Source organism: Microbacterium helvum (genome assembly GCF_014779795.1).
Lineage (GTDB): Bacteria > Actinomycetota > Actinomycetes > Actinomycetales > Microbacteriaceae > Microbacterium > Microbacterium helvum.
The window spans coordinates 128,695-149,395 of record NZ_JACXZS010000009.1 but is presented as its reverse complement, the minus strand read 5'-3'; the positions used below and the strand labels follow the sequence as shown (position 1 = coordinate 149,395).

The following is a 20,701-nucleotide window of genomic DNA, read 5'->3' as shown; positions in this document are numbered from 1 at the left end:
GGTCGGCAGGGACGTGTCGGGGGCGGCGGTTAGGCTGAGCGGGATGGATGCCTCGACCTCGACCACTCCCGCCGCCTCGGCCGAGGTGCCCTGGGGCGACGTGTGGGGGCAGGACGGCGCCGTCGCGGCGCTGCGCGAGGCGGCGTCCGATCCCGCCGCGATGACGCATGCGTGGCTGATCACCGGGCCGCCGGGATCCGGGCGGTCGACGCTGGCCCACGCGTTCGCGGCCGCGCTGATCGCCGAGCCGGGTGACGAGCGCACCATGCACCAGGTGCTCGCCGGCACCCACCCCGACCTGACCGCGCTGCGCACCGAGGGCGTGATCATCTCGATCAAGGATGCCCGTGCGCTGGTCGAGCGCTCCTACTTCGCCCCGTCGCTCGGGCGCTACCGCGTCATCGTCATGGAGGACGCGGACCGCATGGCGGAGCGCACGTCGAACGTGCTGCTCAAGGCGCTCGAAGAGCCGCCGGAGCGGACGGTGTGGGTGCTCTGCGCACCGAGCGACGCCGACCTGCTGCCGACCATCCGCTCGCGCGTGCGCACGCTGCGCCTGCGAGAGCCCGACGTCGCCGATGTGGCCGAGCTCATCGTGCGCCGCAGCGACGTCGATCCGGCGATCGCCGAGCAGTCCGCCCGCCATGCGCAGCGGCACATCGGTATGGCACAGCGCCTCGCGACCGACGCCGACGCGCGGGCTCGTCGGGATGCGACCCTGCGAGGCGTGCTCGGCGTGCGGGGCGTGGGCGACGCCGTCGAGGTCGCCGGCGCGATCGTGGCCGCCGCCACCGACGATGCGAAGGCTCTCACCGCGGAGCGCGACGAGGCCGAGCGCTCGACGCTGCTGCGGACCGTCGGGATCGCCGAGGGTGCGCCCGTCCCGCCCGCCGTGCGCTCGCAGCTGTCTGCCCTGGAGGACGAGCAGAAGCGCCGCGCCACGCGCAGCCTGCGCGACGGCATCGATCGTGTGCTCACCGACCTGGAGTCGATGTACCGCGACGTGCTGATGCTGCAGTTCGGTCGCGACGACGCGTCAGGCGGCGCGCTCATCAACCGCGAGCTCGAAGCCGATCTGCGGGCGCTCGCGGCGGCATGGACCCCCGACCGTACGCTCACGGTCGTCGATCGCATCGCTGTCACGCGAGAGAACCTCGAACTCAACGCCGCCCCGGCCCTCGCCCTCGAGAGCCTGCTCGTGACCGTCGCGAGCGGAAGGACCCCGTGAACCCGACCCGCAACCGCAGCGCCCGCCCACGCCTGCTCGCCCGCACCGGAGCGGTGCTGGCAGCGCTGGTCGCGGCATCCCTCGTCCTCAGCGGGTGCCTCTACTCGATGATCCCCGACACCAAGCCGCGGCCGACGACGAGCAAGTCGCCCGATTCAGAGGGGGTCGAGCCCGCGTTGCTGCCGTACTACGAGCAGACGATCGACTGGTCCACCTGCAACGGCACGTTCGACTGCGCCACGATCACCGCCCCGCTGGACTGGTCCGATCCGTCGAAGGGCGACATCGACCTCGCGATGATCCGTCATCGTGCCGAGGGCGGCGGCGAGCCGATCGGCTCGCTGCTGACCAACCCCGGTGGGCCCGGCGCGAGCGGCATCTCGCTCATCCGCGACTCCGTGAGCTTTGCCGTCGGGCAGAGCGTGCGCGACAAGTTCGACGTGATCGGCTTCGACCCCCGCGGCGTCGGCGAGTCGACCGCCGTGACCTGCTACGACGCGGCCGACATGGACGCCTACCTGTTCGACATCCCGCAGAACGAGCGCGGCACCCAGGCCTGGACCGACGAGCTGCTGGCGAACCACAAGGCGTTCGGTCAGGCGTGCGACGCGAACAGCGACGGGATCCTGCCGTACATCACGACAGACAACGCCGCTCGCGACATGGATCTGATGCGCGCCGTGCTGGGTGACACCGAGCTGTACTACCTGGGGTACTCCTACGGCACGTTCCTCGGCGCGACGTACGCCAAGCTCTTCCCCGACAAGGTCGGCCGCCTCGTGCTGGACGGCGCCATAGACCCGTCGATCCCGGGCATCGACGTCGGCGTGACGCAGGCGATCGGTTTCGAGTCCGCGCTGCGCGCCTACATGGCGGACTGCCTCACTGACAAGGACTGCCCGTTCCGCGGCAGCGTCGACGACGCGATGGCCGACCTCGGCACGCTGCTGGCGACCGTGGACGCCGACCCGATCCGCAACTCCGACGGTCGTGAGCTCGGTGCGGACTCGCTCATGACCGCGATCGTCTCCGCGCTGTACTCGCAGGACAGCTGGCCGTACCTGACCCAGGCGCTGAGCGATGTGCTGGAGGGCAAGGCCGGCGTGGCCTTCCAGCTGGTGGACTTCTACTACAACCGTCAGGACGGCCAGTACCTCGACAACCAGACCGAGGCCTTCCGCGCATACAACTGCATGGACTATCCCGTCGACGCCACCGATCAGCAGCAGGCCGACGCCGACGCGCTGCTCGCGGCCGAGGCCCCGACCATCGCGCCGTACTGGGACGGGCCCGACTCATGCGAGGTGTGGCCGTACCCCGCCACGGGTGTCCGCGAGAGGATCACCGCCGACGGCGCGGCCCCGATCGTCGTGATCGGCACCACGAACGACCCCGCGACCCCGTACCAGTGGGCGGTGTCGCTGGCCGAGCAGCTGTCGTCGGGCGTCCTCGTCACACGCGTCGGCGAAGGCCACACCGGCTACAACAAGGGCAACTCGTGCGTCGACGACGCCGTGAACACGTACCTGCTGGACGGAACGCCCCCCGAGGACGGCTCGCGCTGCGAGTGACCGCATTGTAGGGACGGGGTGGATGCTGCGACAGCATCCACCCCGTCCCGTCACGGCCGCATGGCGTCAGCGTCGCAGCACGCGCCGGGCGAGCGCGTTCCCGAGGAACTGCACGACCTGCACGATCACGATGATCACCAGCACCGCGGCCCAGGTGACCCACGGGTTGAACTGCTTGAACCCGTAGACGATGGCGAACTCGCCCAGGCCGCCGGCGGCGACCGCGCCGGCGATGGCCGTCATGTCGACCAGTGCGACCACGATGAACGTGTAGCCGAGGATGAGCGGGCCCAGCGCCTCGCGCGGCAGCAGGCGCAGCAGGATGCGGGACCGGCTCGCGCCGGTGGCGCGCGCGGCCTCGATCACGCCTGGCCGGACGGTGAGCAGGTTCTGCTCGACGATGCGGCTGATCGCGAAGAGCGAGGCGATCGTGATCGCGAAGATCCCGAACTCGGGGCCGATTCCGGGGATGCCGACCGCGCGGGCGAGGGGCTGCACCGCCGCCATCAGGATCACGAACGGGATCGGCCGGAAGAAGTTCACGACGACGTTGAGCGTGCCGAACAGGAACCGGTTCGGGAAGAGGCTCCCTGGACGCGTGGCGTACAGCGCGAGTCCGACGAAGAGCCCCGCGATGCCGCCGAACACGAGGCTGAGCGACACGACGTACAGCGTCTCGGCGGTCGCCTCCCACAGGTCGGGGAGCAGGTCGATCAGCCTATCCACGAGCGTCCTCCTCGATGAGCGGTGCGAAGGCCGAGACCGCGTCGATCGCCTGCTGGACGGCTTCCGCCTCGCCGGTCAGTGCCAGCGTCAGATGGCCGAAGACCCGGCCGCGGATGTCGTTGATGCCGCCGTGCACGAGCTCGAACCGCACGCCACGCTCCGCGAGCGCCGCGAACACGTCGGCCTGCGTGGCGGTGCCGGCACCCGGCGCGGCGGTTACCGTGTCGCCGACCCGTCCGCCGTTACCGACCCGTCCGTCGTCGCCGATCTGCAGCGTCACGATGCGGCCCGGATGACGGTCGCGCAGCGTATCCAGCTGCGGGCCGGAGGGGACGTCCTCGATGATGCTCGCGACGAACCGCTGCGTCGCCGCGTGCTGGGGCGACGAGAGCACATCGAACACGTCGCCGCTCTCGATGATCCGCCCATCCTCCATGACGACGACCCGGTCGGCGAGAGTGCGGATGACGTCCATCTCGTGGGTGATGACGAGGATCGTGATGCCGAGCTCCTCGTTGACGCGCTTCAGCAGGGCGAGGACCTCCTGCGTGGTGTCGGGGTCGAGGGCGCTGGTCGCTTCGTCGGCGAGCAGGATGCGGGGGCTCGTGGCGAGCGCGCGTGCGATGCCGACGCGCTGCTTCTGCCCGCCCGACAGCTGCTCGGGGTAGCTTCCGGCCTTGTCGGCGAGTCCGACGAATCGCAGCAGTTCGTCGACGCGCGCGGTGATCTCGGCGCGCGGTCGTCGGGCGACCTCCAGCGGGTACGCGACGTTCTTCGCGACCGTGCGCGAGTCGAACAGGTTGAACTGCTGGAAGATCATGCCGATGTCGCCGCGCAGCGCGCGCAGGTCACGCTCGCGCAGGCGGGTGATGTCGCGGCCGTCGATCTCGACGGCGCCCGAGGTCGGCGTCTCCAGCACGTTCACGAGGCGCAGCACGGTGCTCTTGCCGGCGCCCGAGTATCCGATGATGCCGCACACCTCGCCGGCGGCGACGGTCAGCGAGACGTCGTCGACGGCGACGACGGGGGAGCCGTCCTTCGAGGACGGCGGGAAGGTCTTGGTCACGCCGCTGAGGCGGATGAGAGTCATGCGTGCTCCTGCGGAAACGCGCGTGTGCGGCCCGCTCGCTGAAGGCGACCGAGCCGCACGCGGCGGTGGGACTGGTGTTACGAGTTGGCGCGGATGTCGTCCTCGACGTCGGTGAGCGACGCGACGAGGTCGTCGACGGGCGTCTTCACGAGCACGGCCGTCCCACCGGACGCCTCGACGACTCCGTCGAGCACGGCCTGCGTGTTCTGGTAGATCTCGACGAGCTTCAGGTACGTCGGGTTGTCGGCGTCCTCGGCCTTGGCAGCGAAGATGTTGATGTACGGGATGGCCGCAGGGTCGGACGGGTCGTCCTGCGCGATCGCGTCGTCCGCTGTCAGGTCCGCGTCCTCGAGGAAGTCGTTGTTGACGATGGCGGCGGCGACATCGGGCAGCGAGGTCGCCGTGAACGAGGCATCCAGCGCCTCCACCTTGACCTTCGAGTCCGGCAGCACGTCGGCGACCGTCGAGAAGGGCGAGCCGCCGTCCTCCAGCTCGATGAGCCCGGCCGACTGCAGCACCAGCAGGCCGCGCGCCTGGTTCGACTCGTCGTTCGGCACGGCGACCGTCGCACCCTCGGGGATGTCCTTCACCGAGTCGTACTGCGACGAGTACAGGCCGAGCGGGTAGATCGCCGTCGAGCCGATGGGCTGCAGGTCGTCGTCGCTGTTGACGTTGTAGGTCGCCAGGTAGATGACGTGCTGGAACTGGTTGAGGTCGAGCTCGCCGGCCGACAGTGCCGGGTTGGGCTGCGTGTACTCGGTGAAGTTCACCAGCTCGACGTCGATGCCCTCGTCGGCGGCCGCCTCGGTGAAGGTCTCCCAGTACGGGTCGCCCGAGTTGACGACGCCGATGCGGACGGTCTTCTGCTCGGCGGCGCTGTCGGACGTTCCGGCTGCGGAATCGGTCCCGCTGCCGGCGCAGCCGGCGAGGGCGATGACGAGGGGCAGCGCGAGCGCTGCGGCGGCGATGAGCTTCTTGGGCGTGGACATGTGTGGGTGCTCCTGTGGATCGAGGCCCGTCGGGGCTTGTGACCGCGCACGCGATCCACCGGACCGCGCACGCTTCGTCGCGGGCCGATTCGACCGTACGAGGACGGACCGGATTCCCCGAACCGAGCCGTAACACGTCGACACCCGCGGGTCGCGCGTGGCCGTTGTCGAGGAAATGGATGCTGCGACCCGCCGTGGTTCGCGAGCACTCCGCAAACCCTGTAAGATCGATGCTTGTGCAACGCGCAAGCGAAGCGCGCCACCTTAGCTCAGTGGTAGAGCATCCCACTCGTAATGGGAAGGCCGTCAGTTCAATCCTGACAGGTGGCTCCGATGTGAAGACGGCCGCAGATCTGCGGCCGTTTTCCGTATCCCAGAAGGGGAGGCTCGGTGCCCGACGCGATCGACGCCATCGCTGAGATCTTCTCGTGGATCGGGTTCGGGCTCGGCCTGCTGCTGGCGATCGTCGCACTGATCATGCGTCTGGCCGACGGCACGTGGGTGCGCACGCAGGCTGTCGTCGACGACGGGCCGCACGGGCGCCTCGTGCGCTGGTTCGACGACCACGCCGGCGGAGTGGGCGCCGCGTATCTCACCCATGAGCAGGAGCATCGGGTGGGGACGTCGGAGACGGTCGAGATCTACGTGCGCCCCGGCCTGCACGACCGGATGCGGCTCACCCCCGGCTCGCCCGCGGTCCGAGCCGTGACCCTGCTCGCCGCGGGTCTGCTCGCACTCGGTGTCATCGCGCTCGCGGCGTCGCTGGTGCTGCTCTTCGTGCGCGGCTGAGCACGGCTCACGCGATCGCGAGCAATCCTCCCGCCGAGAGCGCGAGCCCCAGCCCGATCCACTGCACCACCGCGACCCGTTCGTGCAGGACGAGAGCGGCGAGCAGGATCGTTCCGGCCGGGTAGAGCGCGGTGAGCGCCGAGACGACGGCCAGGTCGCCCCCACGCAGCGCGAGCAGCATGAGCGCATTGGCGGCGGCATCCGCCACTCCGCAGGCGACCGCGAGCCACCAGGCGCGTGCGAGCGACGACACGACCGGCGCGCTGCCGCTGGCCGTGTGCTCGAGATCCGCGCGGCCGCTCGGCGTCGCTCCGAGGGGTGGTCCCGAAACCGCCAGCACCGACCGGGCGGCGGCGCCGCGGCGCATCGCGGCAACCGCGAGCGCGCCGACCACGACCGCGGTCACGACGGTGCTCGTCGCGCGGCTGGCGATGAGCGGCGCCAGGCCGCTGTCGCCCGAGGTCTGGTCGATGATGATGAGGAACGCGCCGATCGACAGCCCTGCGCCGACGGCCATCGCGAGTCCTCGCGTGCTCGGCCGCACGATCTTCTCGCCCGGGATGAACCCGACGAGCACGACGGCGATCAGGGCGAGCGCAAGTCCGGCGTATCCGATCGGCGCCAGCGCGTCGCCCTTCACGAGCAGTCCCCACAGCATGGGTGCGACAGCCGACACGACCGCCGTCAGGGGCGAGAGGATGCTCATCGGCCCGATGGCGAGGCATCCGTACAGCAGCGCGATCGCGACGACGCTGACCAACCCGCCCAGAACGCCCCATGCGAGGTCCGCGGTGCGCCATGCCCCGCCGATCAGCGGGTGCACCAGTCCCAGGGCGACGAGCCCGGACGCCGCGGCGACAGCCGTCACGACGATCGAGCGCAGGCGCCCGGCGGCCAGCCCGCCGAGGAAGTCGGCCGCGCCGTAGACGAGCGCGCCGAGCACGGCGAGGGCGGCGGAAAGCATCGGGGGGAGCCTAGCGAACCATCGAAGCGGCAGGTATCCATCCGGTGCGGCAGAAGTTTCGCTGAGGTCAATTGCTAGATAAGCTAGCTACATGACGCAGCCGCATCACGCCAGACGAGTGCCCACCAGATGGCTGAGGATCGGAATCCCGGTCCTGCTGGTCTTGGTATGGCTGGCTGCGGGGTCGATCGGCGGCCCCTACTTCGGCAAGGTCGACGAGGTCTCGTCGAACGACCGATCGACGTTCCTGCCGGAGAGCGCTGACGCGACCCAGGTGAACGAGCGCCTGGCGGACTTCCTGGGGGAGGAGAGCATCCCGGCCGTCGTCGTCGTGACCGGCGACGGCGAGCTCTCCGACGACGACATCGCGGACGTGCAGGCGTTCGCCGACGACGTGGCGGGCCTCGACGCGATCGCCGGCGACGTCTCGCCGCCGATCCCCTCCGAGGACGGCCAGGCCGTGCAGATCTTCGTGCCGATCGATGCCTCGGGCGAGGTCGGCGACACCGTGACCGAGATCAGGACGATGGCCGCCGAAGACCTTCCCGACGGCCTCACCGCATGGGTCACCGGACCCGCGGGCTTCACCACGGACCTCGTCGAGGGCTTCCTCGGCATCGACGGGCTGCTGCTCGCGGTCGCCCTGATCGCGGTGTTCATCATCCTGGTGATCGTCTACCGGTCGCCGCTGCTGCCGATCCTCGTTCTGGCAACCTCGGTGTTCGCGCTGTGCGCGGCGCTGCTCACCGTGTGGTGGCTCGCGTACGCCGGGATCTTCGTGTTGAACGGGCAGGTTCAGGGCATCCTGTTCATCCTGGTGATCGGAGCCGCGACCGATTACGCGCTGCTCTACGTCGCGCGCTTCCGAGAGGCGATCGCCACCGGTGCACGCAGATGGGATGCCACCCTCACCGCGTGGCGAGGCGCCTTCGAGCCGATCATCGCCTCGGGCGGAACGGTCATCGCGGGCCTTCTGTGCCTGCTGCTGTCGGACCTCGCCACCAACCGTGCGCTCGGACCGATCGCGTCGATCGGCATCGCGTTCTCGGTGCTGTCGGCGTTGACGTTCCTTCCCGCGCTGCTCGCCCTGTGCGGCCGCGCCGCGTTCTGGCCGTTCCCCCCGAAGCCCGCCGCCGCGGCCATCCCCGCCGATCTGACGCAGCCGGTCGACGGCCGCGCGGAGCCTGCTTCAGGCAGCGCGGAGCCTGCTTCAGGCCGCGCGAAGCCTGCTGCAGGTCTGTGGCCTCGGCAGGCACGCTTCATCGCCCGCCACGCGCGCACCGTGTGGATCGTGTGCACGGTCGTGCTGCTGGCGGGCGCGCTGGGGATCACCCAGCTGAAGGCCGACGGTGTTCCGACGAGCGAGCTGGTGCTCGGCGCATCCGAGGCGCGTGACGGACAGGAGGTGCTCGCAGAGCACTTCCCGGCCGGCTCGGGGTCTCCGGTCTATGTGATCGTGCCGGAGGAGGACCTGGCCGCGACCGTGGGCGTGCTCGACGCCTCCGACGGCATCGAGTCCGTCGCGGTCGCATCGGCCGACTCGCCGACGGGGCAGGCGGCTGTGGAGCTCGACGGCGGCGAACCCGTGTTCAGCGCGGTCGGCCCTCCCGGCACCCCGGCGCCGGAGCCGACGGTCTCGGACGGCGATGTGCTCGTCATCGGAACCCTGACGGATGCCGCAGACTCGGTGGCCGCTGAAGACACCGTGCGTGAGCTGCGCACCGACCTCGACGGCGAACTGGGGGCCGGCACGGCGCTGGTGGGGGGTGAGACGGCGACCGACATCGACACCAACGACACTTCGACGCGCGACCGCACCCTCATCATCCCGGTGATCCTCGCGGTGATCCTCCTGATCCTGATGCTGCTGCTGCGCTCCATCCTGGCCCCCGTGCTGCTCATCGCGACGGTGATCCTGTCGTTCGCGACCGCCCTCGGAGTCAGCGCGCTCGTATTCGACGGCGTGTTCCAGTTCGCGGGGGCGGACCCTGCCGTGCCGCTGTACGGGTTCGTGTTCCTCGTCGCACTCGGCGTGGACTACAACATCTTCCTGATGTCGCGCGTGCGTGAGGAGTCCCTCGTCCACGGCACGAGGCCGGGCATCCTGCGCGGCCTCGTGGCCACCGGCGGAGTGATCACCTCGGCCGGCCTGGTGCTCGCGGCGACGTTCGCGGCGCTCGGCGTGATCCCGATCCTCTTCCTCGCCCAGATCGCGTTCATCGTGGCGTTCGGTGTGCTGCTCGACACCTTCGTCGTGCGGTCGCTGCTGGTGCCGGCGCTGTCGTACGACATCGGGCGCGCGATCTGGTGGCCGTCGAAGCTGTGGAAGGCGGTCCCCACGCCCCCTCCACTCGCCGCTGGCGCGTCGAGCGGAGCCTCGGGGCGCGTGGGTCCAGCCGGCGGTGCGGCATCCCTTCCCTCCTCAGGCGACGCGCGCAGCGGAGCCGACGCGCATGCCGAGCTGATCGCCGAGGACGGTCATCCGCTCACGCGGGACGAGTACCGGCGTACGCTCGAGCCATGAGCAAGGCACTGTTCATCGTCGACGTGCAGAACGACTTCACTGAGGGCGGCGCCCTGGGCGTCGAGGGCGGTGATGCCGTCGCGCGGGGGATCTCGCAGTTCCTGGTGACCCACGCCGAGGACTACGCCGTCGTCATCGCCTCGCGCGACTGGCACGACGGCGACAACGACAACGGCGGTCATTTCGCCTCCGGCGAGCCGGACTTCGTCGACACGTGGCCGGTCCACTGCGTCGCCGGCACCGAGGGCGCCGAATACGACCCCGGACTCGACACGGCGGCGGTCACCCACCACGTCAAGAAGGGGCAGGGGAAGCCCGCGTACTCGCTGTACGAGGGCACGACCGACGACGGCGAGACGGTCTCGCAGCTGCTGGACGCACACGGCGTGGTCGACGTCGACGTCGTGGGCATCGCCACCGACTACTGCGTCCGGGCCTCTGCGCTGGATGCGATCGAGCACGGCCGCCATGTGCGGGTCCTCACCGACCTCGTGGCCGGGGTCGCGACGGCGTCCAGCGAGGCCGCCCTGGCCGAGCTGGCCCATGCCGGTGCAGAACTCGCTGAGGCGGCACCCGGCGACTGACGCTCACATGGCGGGACCCCGACTCGCCTGCCGGCACGGCGGCGGCGAACCCGAACCTGCGGCTCTGCGTCGGGTGTGGGTCACCGCGGCCGGAGAACCGCTAGCCTCGGCATCGTGACCACCACCCGCGCCCTGCTCCCCGACGACCGCGACGCCTGGCAGACGTTGTGGCGGGGCTACCTCGAGTTCTACGAGACCGAGCTGCCCGCCGCGCAGGACGATCTCACATGGAACCGACTGCTCGATCCGCAGTTCCCCATCCACGGGGCCGTCGCCGTCGATGACGATGGCCATGCGGTCGGGATCGTGCACTGGCTGACACACGCGGCGACCTGGGCCGCCGAGCCGTACTGCTACCTGGAGGACCTCTTCGTCGACCCCGCCGTGCGCGGTGGCGGAACGGGGCGCGCCCTCATCGCACACGTCGCCGGGTGGGCCCGCGAGCACGGTTCGCCCAAGGTGTACTGGCTCACCCAGCAGCACAACGCGACCGCACGGACGCTGTACGACAAGGTCGCCACCGACACCGGATACGTCCACTACCAGATCGGGCTGGGCGCATGACCGCGGGCGAGCCCGCGCCGGAGCGCCGCACGGGCGACCTCATCGCGACGCTGCTGCTCATCGGCTTCTCGGTGGGTGTCGCCGTGGTCATGTTCTTCGTGTCGCTGCTGTGGGCTGTCGGCGCGAACGACAACACGCTCGCGATCGTGTTCGGCGGCTACCTTCCCCTCGCGTTCTGCGTGATCGGGGGCGTGATCGGCATCGTCGCGCTCTCGCGGCGGCGCACGGCCTTCTGGTATCCGCTGATCGCACTCGTGCTGAGCGCCGCGGCATGGCTCATCGCCCTCGCCGTCGTGCGCTGACACCGTTCCCGCCGGGTTAGACCATCCGGCTGATCGTCGTCAAGGCCGGTTCGTGCCCGCCCTCTGAGTGCCATCGTGTTGTGCACGAGAGGGGCTGGTGATGTGAAGCGCATTCGTTGGTCTGTGGCGGGTCTGGTCATCGCCGGATGCCTGGTGTCGGGCTGCGCCGCCTCGACGTCGGACATCCAGCCGCTGGCTGCCGATGCCCTCTCGGCGGCGCGCTCGGCGGAGCTCGGAATCCACCTGGACGAGGCCGGGCGGACGTTCGCGACGACGGCACGGGTCGTCCTCGACGACATGGCCGCACAGCTCAGCGACGTGATCACGCAGCTGGAGCAGACGCAGACCGCGGACGCCGCCGCAGAGCGCGCGCGCACGGATGCGCTCGACGCCTCTCGCGACGCCGTCGATGCCATCCACACCGCGCAGCAGGGGGACGCGGCGGCGGCCGAGCACGCACTGGCCGCGGCGATCGCGGTGCTCGACGAGGTGGCGGGGGAGCGATGAAGAAGCTCTTCGCGGTCGCACTCGGCATCCTCACGGCCATCGGCGGCTTCGTCGACATCGGGGATCTCGTCACGAACGCCGTCGTCGGTTCGCGCTACGGCCTGGGACTCGCCTGGGTCGTGCTCATCGGCATCGTCGGGATCTGCGTGTACGCCGACATGTCGGGGCGAGTGGCCGCCGTGAGCGGCCGGGCGACGTTCGAGGTCATCCGGGAACGGCTCGGGCCCCGGGCCGGCCTTGCGAACCTGACCGCGTCGTTCCTGATCAACCTGCTGACCCTCACGGCAGAGATCGGCGGCATCGCGCTGGCCCTGCAACTGGCGGCGGGGGTCGGCCCGGGGATGTGGATCCCGGTGGCGCTGTTCGCGGTGTGGATCGTGGTCTGGCGCACGAAGTTCTCGATCATGGAGAACGTCGCCGGGCTCTTGGGGCTGTGCCTCATCGTCTTCGTCGTGGCACTGTTCCTCCTCAAGCCCGACTGGGGGACGCTGGCGACGCAGGCCGTGCAGCCGTGGACCGAGACGTCGGGGAATCCGCTGTCGTACTGGTACTTCGCGGTCGCGCTCTTCGGTGCGGCCATGACGCCGTACGAGGTGTTCTTCTTCTCGTCGGGCGCGGTCGAGGAAGGCTGGACGGCGAGGGACCTGTCGACCGAGCGCGCCAACGTCTTCATCGGCTTCCCGCTCGGCGGCATCCTCTCGATCGCGATCGCCGCATGCGCCTCGGTGGTGCTGCTGCCGAAGGCCATCGAGGTGACCTCGCTGTCGCAGATCGTCCTGCCGGTCGCCGAGGCCGGCGGTCAGCTCGCCCTGGCGTTCGCCATCGTCGGCGTCCTGGCCGCGACGTTCGGCGCCGCCCTGGAGACGACGCTGTCCAGCGGCTACACGCTGGCGCAGTTCTTCGGCTGGAGCTGGGGCAAGTTCCGCCGTCCCGCGCAGGCCGCGCGATTCCACCTCGCGATGATCATCTGCCTTCTCATCGGCGGCGGCATCCTCGCCACCGGCGTCGATCCCGTCGCCGTGACCGAGATCTCTGTGGTGTTCTCCGCGGTCGCGCTGCCGCTCACCTACTTCCCGATCCTCGTCGTCGCGAACGATCCGGAGTACATGGGCGACGAGGTGAACGGGCGAGTGCGCAACGGTCTGGCTGTGCTGTTCCTGGCGGTCATCCTGGTCGCGGCGATCGCCGCGATCCCGCTTCTCATCGTGACGGGGATGGGCTCATGAGACGAGCGCGCAGGCCGCAGCATCCGCTCGACTGGTATCAGGATCCGGACGGCCGGGGCGTGGACGCACGCCTGCACCTGCTGGACCGGCAGATGCTCGACCGGGACGACGTGCCGATCAGCACCGTCGACGACATCGAGATCGACGGGGTGGAGCTCGGCGAGGCGGTCGACCACGAGAGGCCGCCCGTGGTCGTCGCGATTCTCGTCGGGGCCGCCGTGCTGCCACGGGTGTTCGGCGGACGCATGCCGCGCTCGCGATGGGGCCGCATCGAGTGGCGGCACGTGCGGCGGCTCGACACCGTCGTCCGCGTGGATGCGGCGGCGGACGACCTCGATGCCACCTGGCTCGAACGCTGGATCCGCGACCGAGTGATCGCCCGCATCCCCGGAGGCCGCCATGCTCCTGAGTGAACTGCTCGACATGCCGGTGATCGACGTCGACGGCGCCGGACTGGGCACGGTGGTCGACGTGCGCTTCCGCCGCGGCGCGCGACGCCGGGACCACGAGGGTGATCTGGAACTGGTCGCCCTGATCGTGAGTCCGCACAGCAGACTGTCGATGTACGGCTATGAGCGCGGGCGGGTCAACGGACCAGCGGTCGTCGCGCGCGTGATCGAATGGCTCCATCGCCGGTCGCGCCTGATCCCGTGGGAGTGCGTGCAGCGCGTGGACGGCGATGGCGTCGTCCTGGGTGTCACGGCGCCGCACATCCCGCTGGACGTGCGGCGCGGCATCCCCGATTCGGCGCCGCCCAGCACGGGGCGGGCGTGACGCTCAGCGCTTCTTGGTGGTCGACCCGCCGCCGGCGACGCTCTTCGCGGACTTGTCGGACGTGCGGTCGCGCGTGCCGACCGGTGCCCAGCCGCGCTGGATGCCGCGGGCTGTCGTCGGCCGACCGTCGCGCGAGCGGTACACGATGTAGGGGCGGAAGAGGTAGTGCACCGGCGCGGTGAAGGCGTGCACGAGGCGCGTGAACGGCCACAGCATGAACAGCACCATGCCGATGAGCGTGTGCAGCTGGAAGTCGAGCGAGGCCTGGCTCATGGCGGCGATGTCGGGCTGGAAGACGAACAGCGACCGGAACCAGGGCGCGACGGTGTCGCGGTACGTGAGCTCCTGGTGCGGCCCGATGACGCCGAGCACGGTCGTCGCGAGCCCGGCCACGATCGCCGCGACCAGCACGACGTACATGGTCTTGTCGTTCTTGGTGGTCGCCATGAACACCGGGCCGGTGGTGCGTCGCCGGTAGATCAGGATGCCGACGCCGACGAGCGTCGCGAAGCCCGCGATGGAGCCGAGGCCGAGTGCGGCCAGATGGTACATCTCGTCCGATATGCCGAAGAAGTCCGTCCAGGCCTTGGGGATCACGAGCCCCGCGACGTGCCCGATCACGACGACCAGGATGCCGAAGTGGAACAGCGGCGACCCGATCCGCAGCAGGCGCGACTCGTAGAGCTGGGACGACCGCGTGGTCCAGCCGAACTGGTCGTAGCGGTACCGCCAGATCGTGCCGCCGACGAGCACGGCCACCATGACGTAGGGCAGGATCCCCCACAGGAACAGATCCATCAGCGTCCTCCGGCCGGTTGGAGCGGCAGCAGTCGCGGGTCGTGCGCGTCGAGCCCGACGGACTCGCGCGGGGGTCCCGCCGCCGCCATCGCCATCGCCTGCTGGCGGTCGGCGGGGGAACGGCCGGGGAGGGTGTCGCACACCGCCGCGACGACGCCGGCGTACGGCGACCCGCGTTCAGCGAGGGCGATGCGGATGAGCTCCAGGCTCGGCCGGTACTCCTGCAGCAGCGCCGTGCCCTCACGTGGCGCATGCCGCGCGAACTCGAGCACCAGCGGCAGGTAGTCGGGAAGCTCGCCGGTGCCGTCCAGCTGCAGCCCCGCTTCGCGGTACCGACGCTTGAGGTCGGCGAGCACCGCTCCGCGGCGGCGGGTGTCGCCGTCGGTCCAGTAGCTCAGGTACAGCGCGTGGCGGCGTGACATGTCGAACGTGTCGACGTACGCGGCCTGCACCTGCGAGGCGGGCGTGGTCGCCCACCACCCCAGCAGCGGAGTGAAGGATGCTGCCGCCCGAGGTGCCGACTCCCTCAGCGCCCTCTCGATCAGGGGTGCCGAGCCGAGCACCGCGTCGTCGGGGTAGCTCAGGCACAGCGAGGCCGACTGGCGGATCACCGCCGAGCTCACGGCGAGCCTCCGTCCGAGGCGTCCCGATCCGCGGGCTTGGGCGGGAACAGGCCGGAAGGTGCGCCGTTACCGTCCCAGTTCAGCAGATTGACGCGGCCGCGCAGCGACTCGCTGCTGGCGGCGACGTCTGCCGTCTGCCGGTCTTTGAGAGCCTGGAAGGTCTCGACCGCGACGGGCACCGGGCGGCCGCTGGCCTCGCCGAACGGCCCGGATTCGGAGCCGTACGCACCGCCGTCGAAGTCGAGCGAGCACCCGAGCTCTTCGAGCTCGTGAGCCCGCTCGTAGTGGGCGGTCGGGATGACGTAGCGGTCCTCGTACTTGGCGATCGCGAGCAGCCGGTACATCTCGTAGATGGACTCGCCGGTCATGCCGACGGCCTCGGGGATCGACTCGTCGCGCTCGCGGTCGAGCGTGATGTCGCGCAGGTACGACCGCATCGCCGCCAGCCGCCACAGCACTGCCGTGATGATGTCGGTGTCTCCGGCGGTGAACAGCTCGGCGAGGTACTCGACCGGGATGCGCAGCGCCTCGATCGCACCGAACAGGGTGCCCGCGGACTCGGCGTCGTGCCCCTGGTCGCGCAGCAGGTCGACGATGGGCGACAGCGGCGGGATGTACCACACCATCGGCATGGTGCGGTATTCGGGATGCAGCGGCAGTGCCACCCGGTACTTCTTGGCCAGGGCGTACACCGGCGACCGGCGTGCGGCATCCATCCAGTCCTCGGGGATGTCGCCCTGCGCGCGGGCCGCCGCGATCACCTCGGGGTCGTCCGGGTCGAGGATGACATCGAGCTGCGCCTCGTAGAGGTCCTTCTCATCGGGCGTGGAGGCGGCCTCGGTGACGCGGTCCGCGTCGTAGAGGAACAGGCCGAGGTAGCGCAGGCGCCCGACGCACGTCTCGGAGCACACCGTCGGGATGCCGACCTCCAGACGCGGATAGCACAGGGTGCACTTCTCGGCCTTGCCGGTCTTGTGGTTGAAGTAGATCTTCTTGTACGGGCAGCCCGTGATGCACTGGCGCCAGCCGCGGCAGCGGTCCTGGTCGACGAGCACGATCCCGTCTTCGGCGCGCTTGTAGATCGCACCCGAGGGGCACGACGCCATGCACGACGGATTCAGGCAGTGCTCGCAGATCCGCGGCAGGTAGAACATGAAGGTCTTCTCGAACTGCAGCTTGATGGCCTCCTCGGACTCCCGCCGCACCTTCTGAACGATCGGATCGAGGTGGCCCATCTCGGACGCGCCGCCGAGGTCGTCGTCCCAGTTCGCCGACCACGTGATCTGCGTGTCCTCGCCGGTGATGAGCGACTTCGGCCGGGCGACGGGGAAGTCGTCGCCGAGCGGTGCGTCGATCAGCGTCTCGTAGTCGTACGTCCACGGCTCGTAGTAGTCCTCGAGCTTCGGCTGCACGGGCGAGGAGAAGATCGAGAACAGGCGCTTCGCCCGGCTGCCGGTGCGCAGCGACAGCCGGCCTCGGCGGTTGAGCGTCCAGCCGCCGCGCCACTGCTCCTGGTCCTCGTAGCGGCGCGGGTAGCCCTGGCCGGGGCGGGTCTCGACGTTGTTGAACCACACGTACTCGGTGCCCGCCCGGTTGGTCCACGCCTGCTTGCACGTGACCGAGCAGGTGTGGCATCCGATGCACTTGTCGAGGTTCATCACCATGCCCATCTGGGCCATGACGCGCATCAGAACACCACCTCCTGGCTGCGGCGGCGCACCGTGGCCACCATGTCGCGCTGGTTGCCCGTCGGCCCCAGGTAGTTGAACGCGTACGACAGCTGTGCGTACCCGCCGATGAGATGCGTGGGTTTGACGAGCAGCCGGGTGACGGAGTTGTGGATGCCGCCACGCCGGCCGGTCGCCTCGGACTTGGGCACGTCGATCGTGCGCTCCTGCGCGTGGTGCACATAGACGACGCCGGCCGGCATGCGGTGCGACACGATCGCGCGGGCCACCAGGACGCCGTTCGAGTTGACGCACTCGACCCAGTCGTTGTCGGCGGCGCCGATGGCGGCGGCATCGGCCGGGCTCATCCAGACCGTCGGACCGCCCCGCGAGAGCGACAGCATGAACAGGTTGTCCTGGTACTCCGAGTGGATGGACCACTTCGAGTGCGGCGTGAGATAGCGCACCACGACCTGCTGCTCGCCGTTCGGACCCAGCCGGGGCTCGCCGAACAGGCGGTGCATGTCCAGCGGCGGCCGGTAGATCGGCAGCGCCTCGCCGAGGTCGCGCATCCACGCGTGGTCGAGGTAGAAGTGCATGCGACCGGTGAGCGTGTGGAACGGCTTCAGCCGCTCGATGTTGACCGTGAACGGCGCGTAGCGGCGACCGCCGGTCTCGGAGCCCGACCACTCCGGTGACGTGATCACCGGCACGGGCGCCGCCTGCGTCATCGCGAACGTGATGCGCTTCTCTTCGGACCCTTCGGCGAGGTCGGCGAGCGGCTTGCCGACGCGCTTCTCGAGCGTGCGGAAGCCCTGCGCCGCCAGCTCGCCGTTGGTCGTGCCCGAGAACGCCAGGATCGCCTCGGCGAGCTTGACGTCGGTGTCGATCGCCGGGCGCCCGTCGGCCGCGCCGCCGAGCATGACGCCGGTCTTCTGCGCGAGCACCTCGACCTCGTGCTTCAGGTCGTAGGTCACCGCCTTCGTGGTGAAGCCGAGCGTGTCGGCGAGCGGCCCCACCGCGGCGAGCTTGTCTGCGATCGCGGTGTAGTCGCGTTCGACGACCGTGAACTGCGGCATCGACTTTCCCGGGATGCCGCTGCCCCCGCCGCGCGACCAGTCACGGACTTCGCCGCCGGGCTGCGCGGTCTCGCCCGGCGTGTCGTGCTGCATCGGCACGGACACCAGATCGCGGCGCGTGCCCAGGTGGGTGCGGGCCTGCGCCGAGAACTCCGTCGCGATCGCGTGGAAGAGCTCGAAGTCGCTCTTGGCCTCCCACGGCGGATCGATCGCGGGGGTGAAGGCGTGCACGAACGGGTGCATGTCGGTCGACGACAGGTCGTGCTTCTCGTACCAGGTGGCGGCGGGGAACACGACGTCCGACAGCAGGGTGGTCGACGTCATGCGGAAGTCGGCCGACACCAGCAGGTCGAGCTTGCCCTCGGGGATCCGGTCGCGCCACTTGACGTCGTTGGGCCGCACGCTCGCCTCGTCGCTGGCCATGACGTTGCTGTGCGTGCCGAGCAGGTACTTGAGGAAGTACTCGTTGCCCTTCGCGCTGGAGCCCATCAGGTTCGAGCGCCACAGCGTCAGCAGGCGCGGCCAGTTCTCGGGGGCGTCGACGTCGGCGATGGCCGGCTGCAGTTCTCCGGATTCGAGTTGAGAGACGACGAAGGATGCCGCATCCGCCGCGTCGCCGGCGGCCACCGCCTCGTCGGCCCGGTCCGCCAGGTCGAGCGGGTTCACGTCGAACTGCGGGTAGAACGGCATCCAGCCCAGGCGTGCCGACTGCGCGATGGTGTCGGCCGTGTGCATGCCGGTCAGATTGCCCTCGGCCAGCGGCGACGCGAGCGCGTCGGCGGAGTACCCGTCGAAGCGCCACTGATCGGTGTGCATATACCAGTACGCCGTGCCGATCATCGTCCGAGGCGGACGGCTCCAGTCGAGGGCGTTCGCCAGCGACAGCCATCCGGTGATCGGGCGGCACTTCTCCTGACCGACGTAGTGCGCCCACCCGCCGCCGTTGCGGCCCATGGACCCCGTGAGGATCAGGAGCGCCAGGATCGCCCGGTAGGTGGCATCCCCATGGAACCACTGGCAGATCCCCGCGCCCATGATGATCATCGATCGGCCCTGCGATTCGGCCGCGTTCGCGGCGAACTCGCGCGCGATGCGGATGGCCGCCTGCGCGGGCACGCCCGTGATCTCCTCCTGCCACGCGGGCGTGTAGGGCGACTCGGCGTCCTCGTAGTCGGCGGGCCAGTCGCCGGGGAGCCCCTCGCGGCTCACGCCGTACTGCGCGAGCATCAGGTCGAGGACGGTCGTGACGAGGATGCCGCTCACCCGGGTCGCAGGCACGCCGCGGCGCAGCACACCGCCCTCGCCGTCTGCGGAGTCGAAGCGGGGGAGCAGCACCTCGGCGTCCTCGGTCACGGTGCCCGGCGGCAGGTCGCGTACCGAGAGCGCCGGCTCGACCCCCTCCAGATCGAGGTTCCAGCGGCCCTCGCCCGATGGCGCGTACCGGAACCCCATCGAGCCGTTGGGGACCCGCGGAGTCGCGCTGGCGGCATCCAGCACCACCGTCTTCCATTCGTCCTCAGCAGTGACGCCGCCGAGGTCCTTCGACGTCAGGAACGCGCCGGGCACGAAGGCGCCGTCGCGCTCGACGAGCCGTACGAGGTGGGGCAGATCGGTGTACTGGCGCGAGAAATCCGCGAAGAAGGGCACACGGCGGTCGACGTAGTTCTCCTTCAGCACCACGTGGCCCATCGCCATCGCGAGCGCCGCGTCGGTGCCCGCCTGACAGGGGAGCCACTCGTCGGCGAACTTCGTGTTGTCGGCGTAGTCGGGGCTGACGGTCACGACCTTCGTCCCCCGGTAGCGCACTTCGGCCATCCAGTGGGCGTCGGGCGTGCGGGTGACCGGGACGTTGGACCCCCACATCATGAGGTAGGTCGCATCCCACCAGTCGCCGGACTCCGGGACGTCGGTCTGATCGCCGAACACCTGCGGGCTGGCGACGGGTAGGTCGGCGTACCAGTCGTAGAACGACGTCATCACGCCGCCGATGAGCTGTGTGAAGCGGGTGCCGACGCAGTGGGAGACCATGGACATGGCCGGGATGGGCGAGAAGCCCGACACGCGGTCGGGCCCGTACTCCTTGATCGTGTGGACGTAGCCGGCGGCGACGAGCTCCACCGCCTCCTGCCAGCTGGCGCGCACGAGGCCGCCCTTGCCGCGCGCGAGCTGGTAGCGGCTGCGCACGCCGGGGTCGGTGGTGACCTCGTGGAAGGCCTCGACAGGGTCCTTGCCGCGGGCCTTCGCCGAGCGGTAGGCGTCCAGCAGCACGCCGCGCACGTAGGGGTAGCGCACGCGCGTGGGGGAGTAGGTGTACCACGAGAACGCAGCACCGCGGGGGCAACCGCGGGGCTCGTACTCGGGTCGATCGGGACCGACGCTCGGATAGTCGGTCTCCTGCGCCTCCCACGTGATGATGCCGTCCTTGACGTACACCTTCCACGAACAGGATCCCGTGCAGTTGACGCCATGGGTCGAACGGACAACCTTGTCGTGGCTCCACCGGTCGCGGTAGAAGACGTCGCCGTCGCGCCCGCCCTTGAGGAACGCGGCCCGATGGTCGTCGGACTCGTCCCACTTCGTGAAGAACCTTCCTGCCGCGAGCAGCGCGTCGGAAGCCGGACCGTCCACACCGATCTGGGGCGTCATGCTTCGGACCCTAGCGAACGCCCGAGCGGGTGCGCCAGAGGCAGGCCGTG

At 70.0% G+C, this 20,701-nt stretch carries 19 protein-coding genes and 1 tRNA gene; 12 read left to right on the top strand and 8 right to left on the bottom strand.

Annotation, left to right across the window (positions count from 1 at the left end; genetic code table 11):
- Positions 1 to 43 precede the first annotated feature (43 nt).
- Entirely contained in the window at positions 44 to 1,228 is a 1,185-nt protein-coding gene (locus IF188_RS14300) for a DNA polymerase III subunit delta' (RefSeq protein WP_191172473.1), read from the top strand.
- On the top strand, positions 1,225 to 2,799 hold the full coding sequence (locus tag IF188_RS14295; protein ID WP_191172472.1) for an alpha/beta hydrolase: 1,575 nt from the start codon (positions 1,225 to 1,227) through the stop codon (positions 2,797 to 2,799). Before IF188_RS14300 ends, IF188_RS14295 begins: the two co-directional genes overlap by 4 nt.
- 66 nt (positions 2,800 to 2,865) lie before the next feature.
- On the opposite strand, the gene IF188_RS14290 is transcribed toward IF188_RS14295, so the two are convergent.
- The 3 genes from IF188_RS14290 to IF188_RS14280 all read right to left on the bottom strand — a co-directional run bounded on the left by IF188_RS14290 (position 2,866) and on the right by IF188_RS14280 (position 5,604).
- Positions 2,866 to 3,525 (bottom strand): methionine ABC transporter permease, encoded by a 660-nt coding sequence (locus IF188_RS14290; RefSeq protein ID WP_191172471.1) that lies wholly within the window; start codon positions 3,523 to 3,525, stop codon positions 2,866 to 2,868.
- Entirely contained in the window at positions 3,518 to 4,615 is a 1,098-nt protein-coding gene (locus IF188_RS14285) for a methionine ABC transporter ATP-binding protein (protein ID WP_191172470.1), read from the bottom strand. Before IF188_RS14285 ends, IF188_RS14290 begins: the two co-directional genes overlap by 8 nt.
- Before the next feature lie 77 nt (positions 4,616 to 4,692).
- Positions 4,693 to 5,604, bottom strand: a complete 912-nt coding sequence (locus IF188_RS14280; protein ID WP_191172469.1) for a MetQ/NlpA family ABC transporter substrate-binding protein — start codon at positions 5,602 to 5,604, stop codon at positions 4,693 to 4,695.
- 258 nt (positions 5,605 to 5,862) lie between these two features.
- Here IF188_RS14280 and IF188_RS14275 point away from each other — a divergent pair.
- Positions 5,863 to 5,934: transfer RNA gene (locus tag IF188_RS14275), tRNA-Thr, on the top strand.
- A 60-nt stretch (positions 5,935 to 5,994) separates the two neighbouring features.
- Entirely contained in the window at positions 5,995 to 6,393 is a 399-nt protein-coding gene (locus tag IF188_RS14270) for a hypothetical protein (RefSeq protein WP_191172468.1), read from the top strand.
- Between the two features lie 7 nt (positions 6,394 to 6,400).
- Here the strand turns inward: IF188_RS14270 and IF188_RS14265 are convergent, their stop codons facing one another.
- Positions 6,401 to 7,357 carry an EamA family transporter gene (locus IF188_RS14265; RefSeq protein ID WP_191172467.1) on the bottom strand — a complete coding sequence of 319 codons (957 nt, stop codon included), beginning with the start codon at positions 7,355 to 7,357 and terminating at the stop codon, positions 6,401 to 6,403.
- Positions 7,358 to 7,448: 91 nt separating this feature from the next.
- On the opposite strand from IF188_RS14265, the gene IF188_RS14260 reads away from it, so the two are divergent.
- The 8 genes from IF188_RS14260 to IF188_RS14225 all read left to right on the top strand — a co-directional run bounded on the left by IF188_RS14260 (position 7,449) and on the right by IF188_RS14225 (position 13,838).
- Positions 7,449 to 9,881 carry an MMPL family transporter gene (locus IF188_RS14260; RefSeq protein WP_191172466.1) on the top strand — a complete coding sequence of 811 codons (2,433 nt, stop codon included), beginning with the start codon at positions 7,449 to 7,451 and terminating at the stop codon, positions 9,879 to 9,881.
- The gene (locus IF188_RS14255) at positions 9,878 to 10,465 is read left to right on the top strand and encodes an isochorismatase family protein (protein ID WP_191172465.1); all 588 of its coding nucleotides are present in this window, start codon (positions 9,878 to 9,880) and stop codon (positions 10,463 to 10,465) included. The genes IF188_RS14260 and IF188_RS14255 overlap by 4 nt, the downstream gene beginning before the upstream one ends.
- A 114-nt stretch (positions 10,466 to 10,579) precedes the next feature.
- On the top strand, positions 10,580 to 11,029 hold the full coding sequence (locus IF188_RS14250; RefSeq protein ID WP_191172464.1) for a GNAT family N-acetyltransferase: 450 nt from the start codon (positions 10,580 to 10,582) through the stop codon (positions 11,027 to 11,029).
- Positions 11,026 to 11,331 carry a hypothetical protein gene (locus IF188_RS14245; protein WP_191172463.1) on the top strand — a complete coding sequence of 102 codons (306 nt, stop codon included), beginning with the start codon at positions 11,026 to 11,028 and terminating at the stop codon, positions 11,329 to 11,331. The genes IF188_RS14250 and IF188_RS14245 overlap by 4 nt, the downstream gene beginning before the upstream one ends.
- Positions 11,332 to 11,433: 102 nt before the next feature.
- Positions 11,434 to 11,838, top strand: a complete 405-nt coding sequence (locus IF188_RS14240; protein WP_191172462.1) for a hypothetical protein — start codon at positions 11,434 to 11,436, stop codon at positions 11,836 to 11,838.
- Positions 11,835 to 13,064, top strand: coding sequence for an NRAMP family divalent metal transporter (locus tag IF188_RS14235; protein ID WP_191172461.1), 1,230 nt, complete (start codon positions 11,835 to 11,837; stop codon positions 13,062 to 13,064). The genes IF188_RS14240 and IF188_RS14235 overlap by 4 nt, the downstream gene beginning before the upstream one ends.
- On the top strand, positions 13,061 to 13,477 hold the full coding sequence (locus IF188_RS14230) for a hypothetical protein (RefSeq protein ID WP_191172460.1): 417 nt from the start codon (positions 13,061 to 13,063) through the stop codon (positions 13,475 to 13,477). Before IF188_RS14235 ends, IF188_RS14230 begins: the two co-directional genes overlap by 4 nt.
- Positions 13,464 to 13,838 (top strand): PRC-barrel domain-containing protein, encoded by a 375-nt coding sequence (locus tag IF188_RS14225; protein WP_191172459.1) that lies wholly within the window; start codon positions 13,464 to 13,466, stop codon positions 13,836 to 13,838. Before IF188_RS14230 ends, IF188_RS14225 begins: the two co-directional genes overlap by 14 nt.
- Positions 13,839 to 13,841: 3 nt before the next feature.
- Here IF188_RS14225 and narI read toward each other — a convergent pair whose 3' ends face one another.
- The 4 genes from narI to IF188_RS14205 are packed head-to-tail and all read right to left on the bottom strand — an operon-like array spanning position 13,842 to position 20,651.
- Positions 13,842 to 14,636, bottom strand: a complete 795-nt coding sequence (narI, locus tag IF188_RS14220; RefSeq protein WP_191172458.1) for a respiratory nitrate reductase subunit gamma — start codon at positions 14,634 to 14,636, stop codon at positions 13,842 to 13,844.
- Positions 14,636 to 15,259 (bottom strand): nitrate reductase molybdenum cofactor assembly chaperone, encoded by a 624-nt coding sequence (narJ, locus tag IF188_RS14215; RefSeq protein WP_191172457.1) that lies wholly within the window; start codon positions 15,257 to 15,259, stop codon positions 14,636 to 14,638. Before narJ ends, narI begins: the two co-directional genes overlap by 1 nt.
- On the bottom strand, positions 15,256 to 16,947 hold the full coding sequence (gene narH / locus IF188_RS14210) for a nitrate reductase subunit beta (RefSeq protein ID WP_191172456.1): 1,692 nt from the start codon (positions 16,945 to 16,947) through the stop codon (positions 15,256 to 15,258). Before narH ends, narJ begins: the two co-directional genes overlap by 4 nt.
- Positions 16,947 to 20,651, bottom strand: coding sequence for a nitrate reductase subunit alpha (locus tag IF188_RS14205; RefSeq protein ID WP_191172455.1), 3,705 nt, complete (start codon positions 20,649 to 20,651; stop codon positions 16,947 to 16,949). Before IF188_RS14205 ends, narH begins: the two co-directional genes overlap by 1 nt.
- Positions 20,652 to 20,701: the final 50 nt, after the last annotated feature.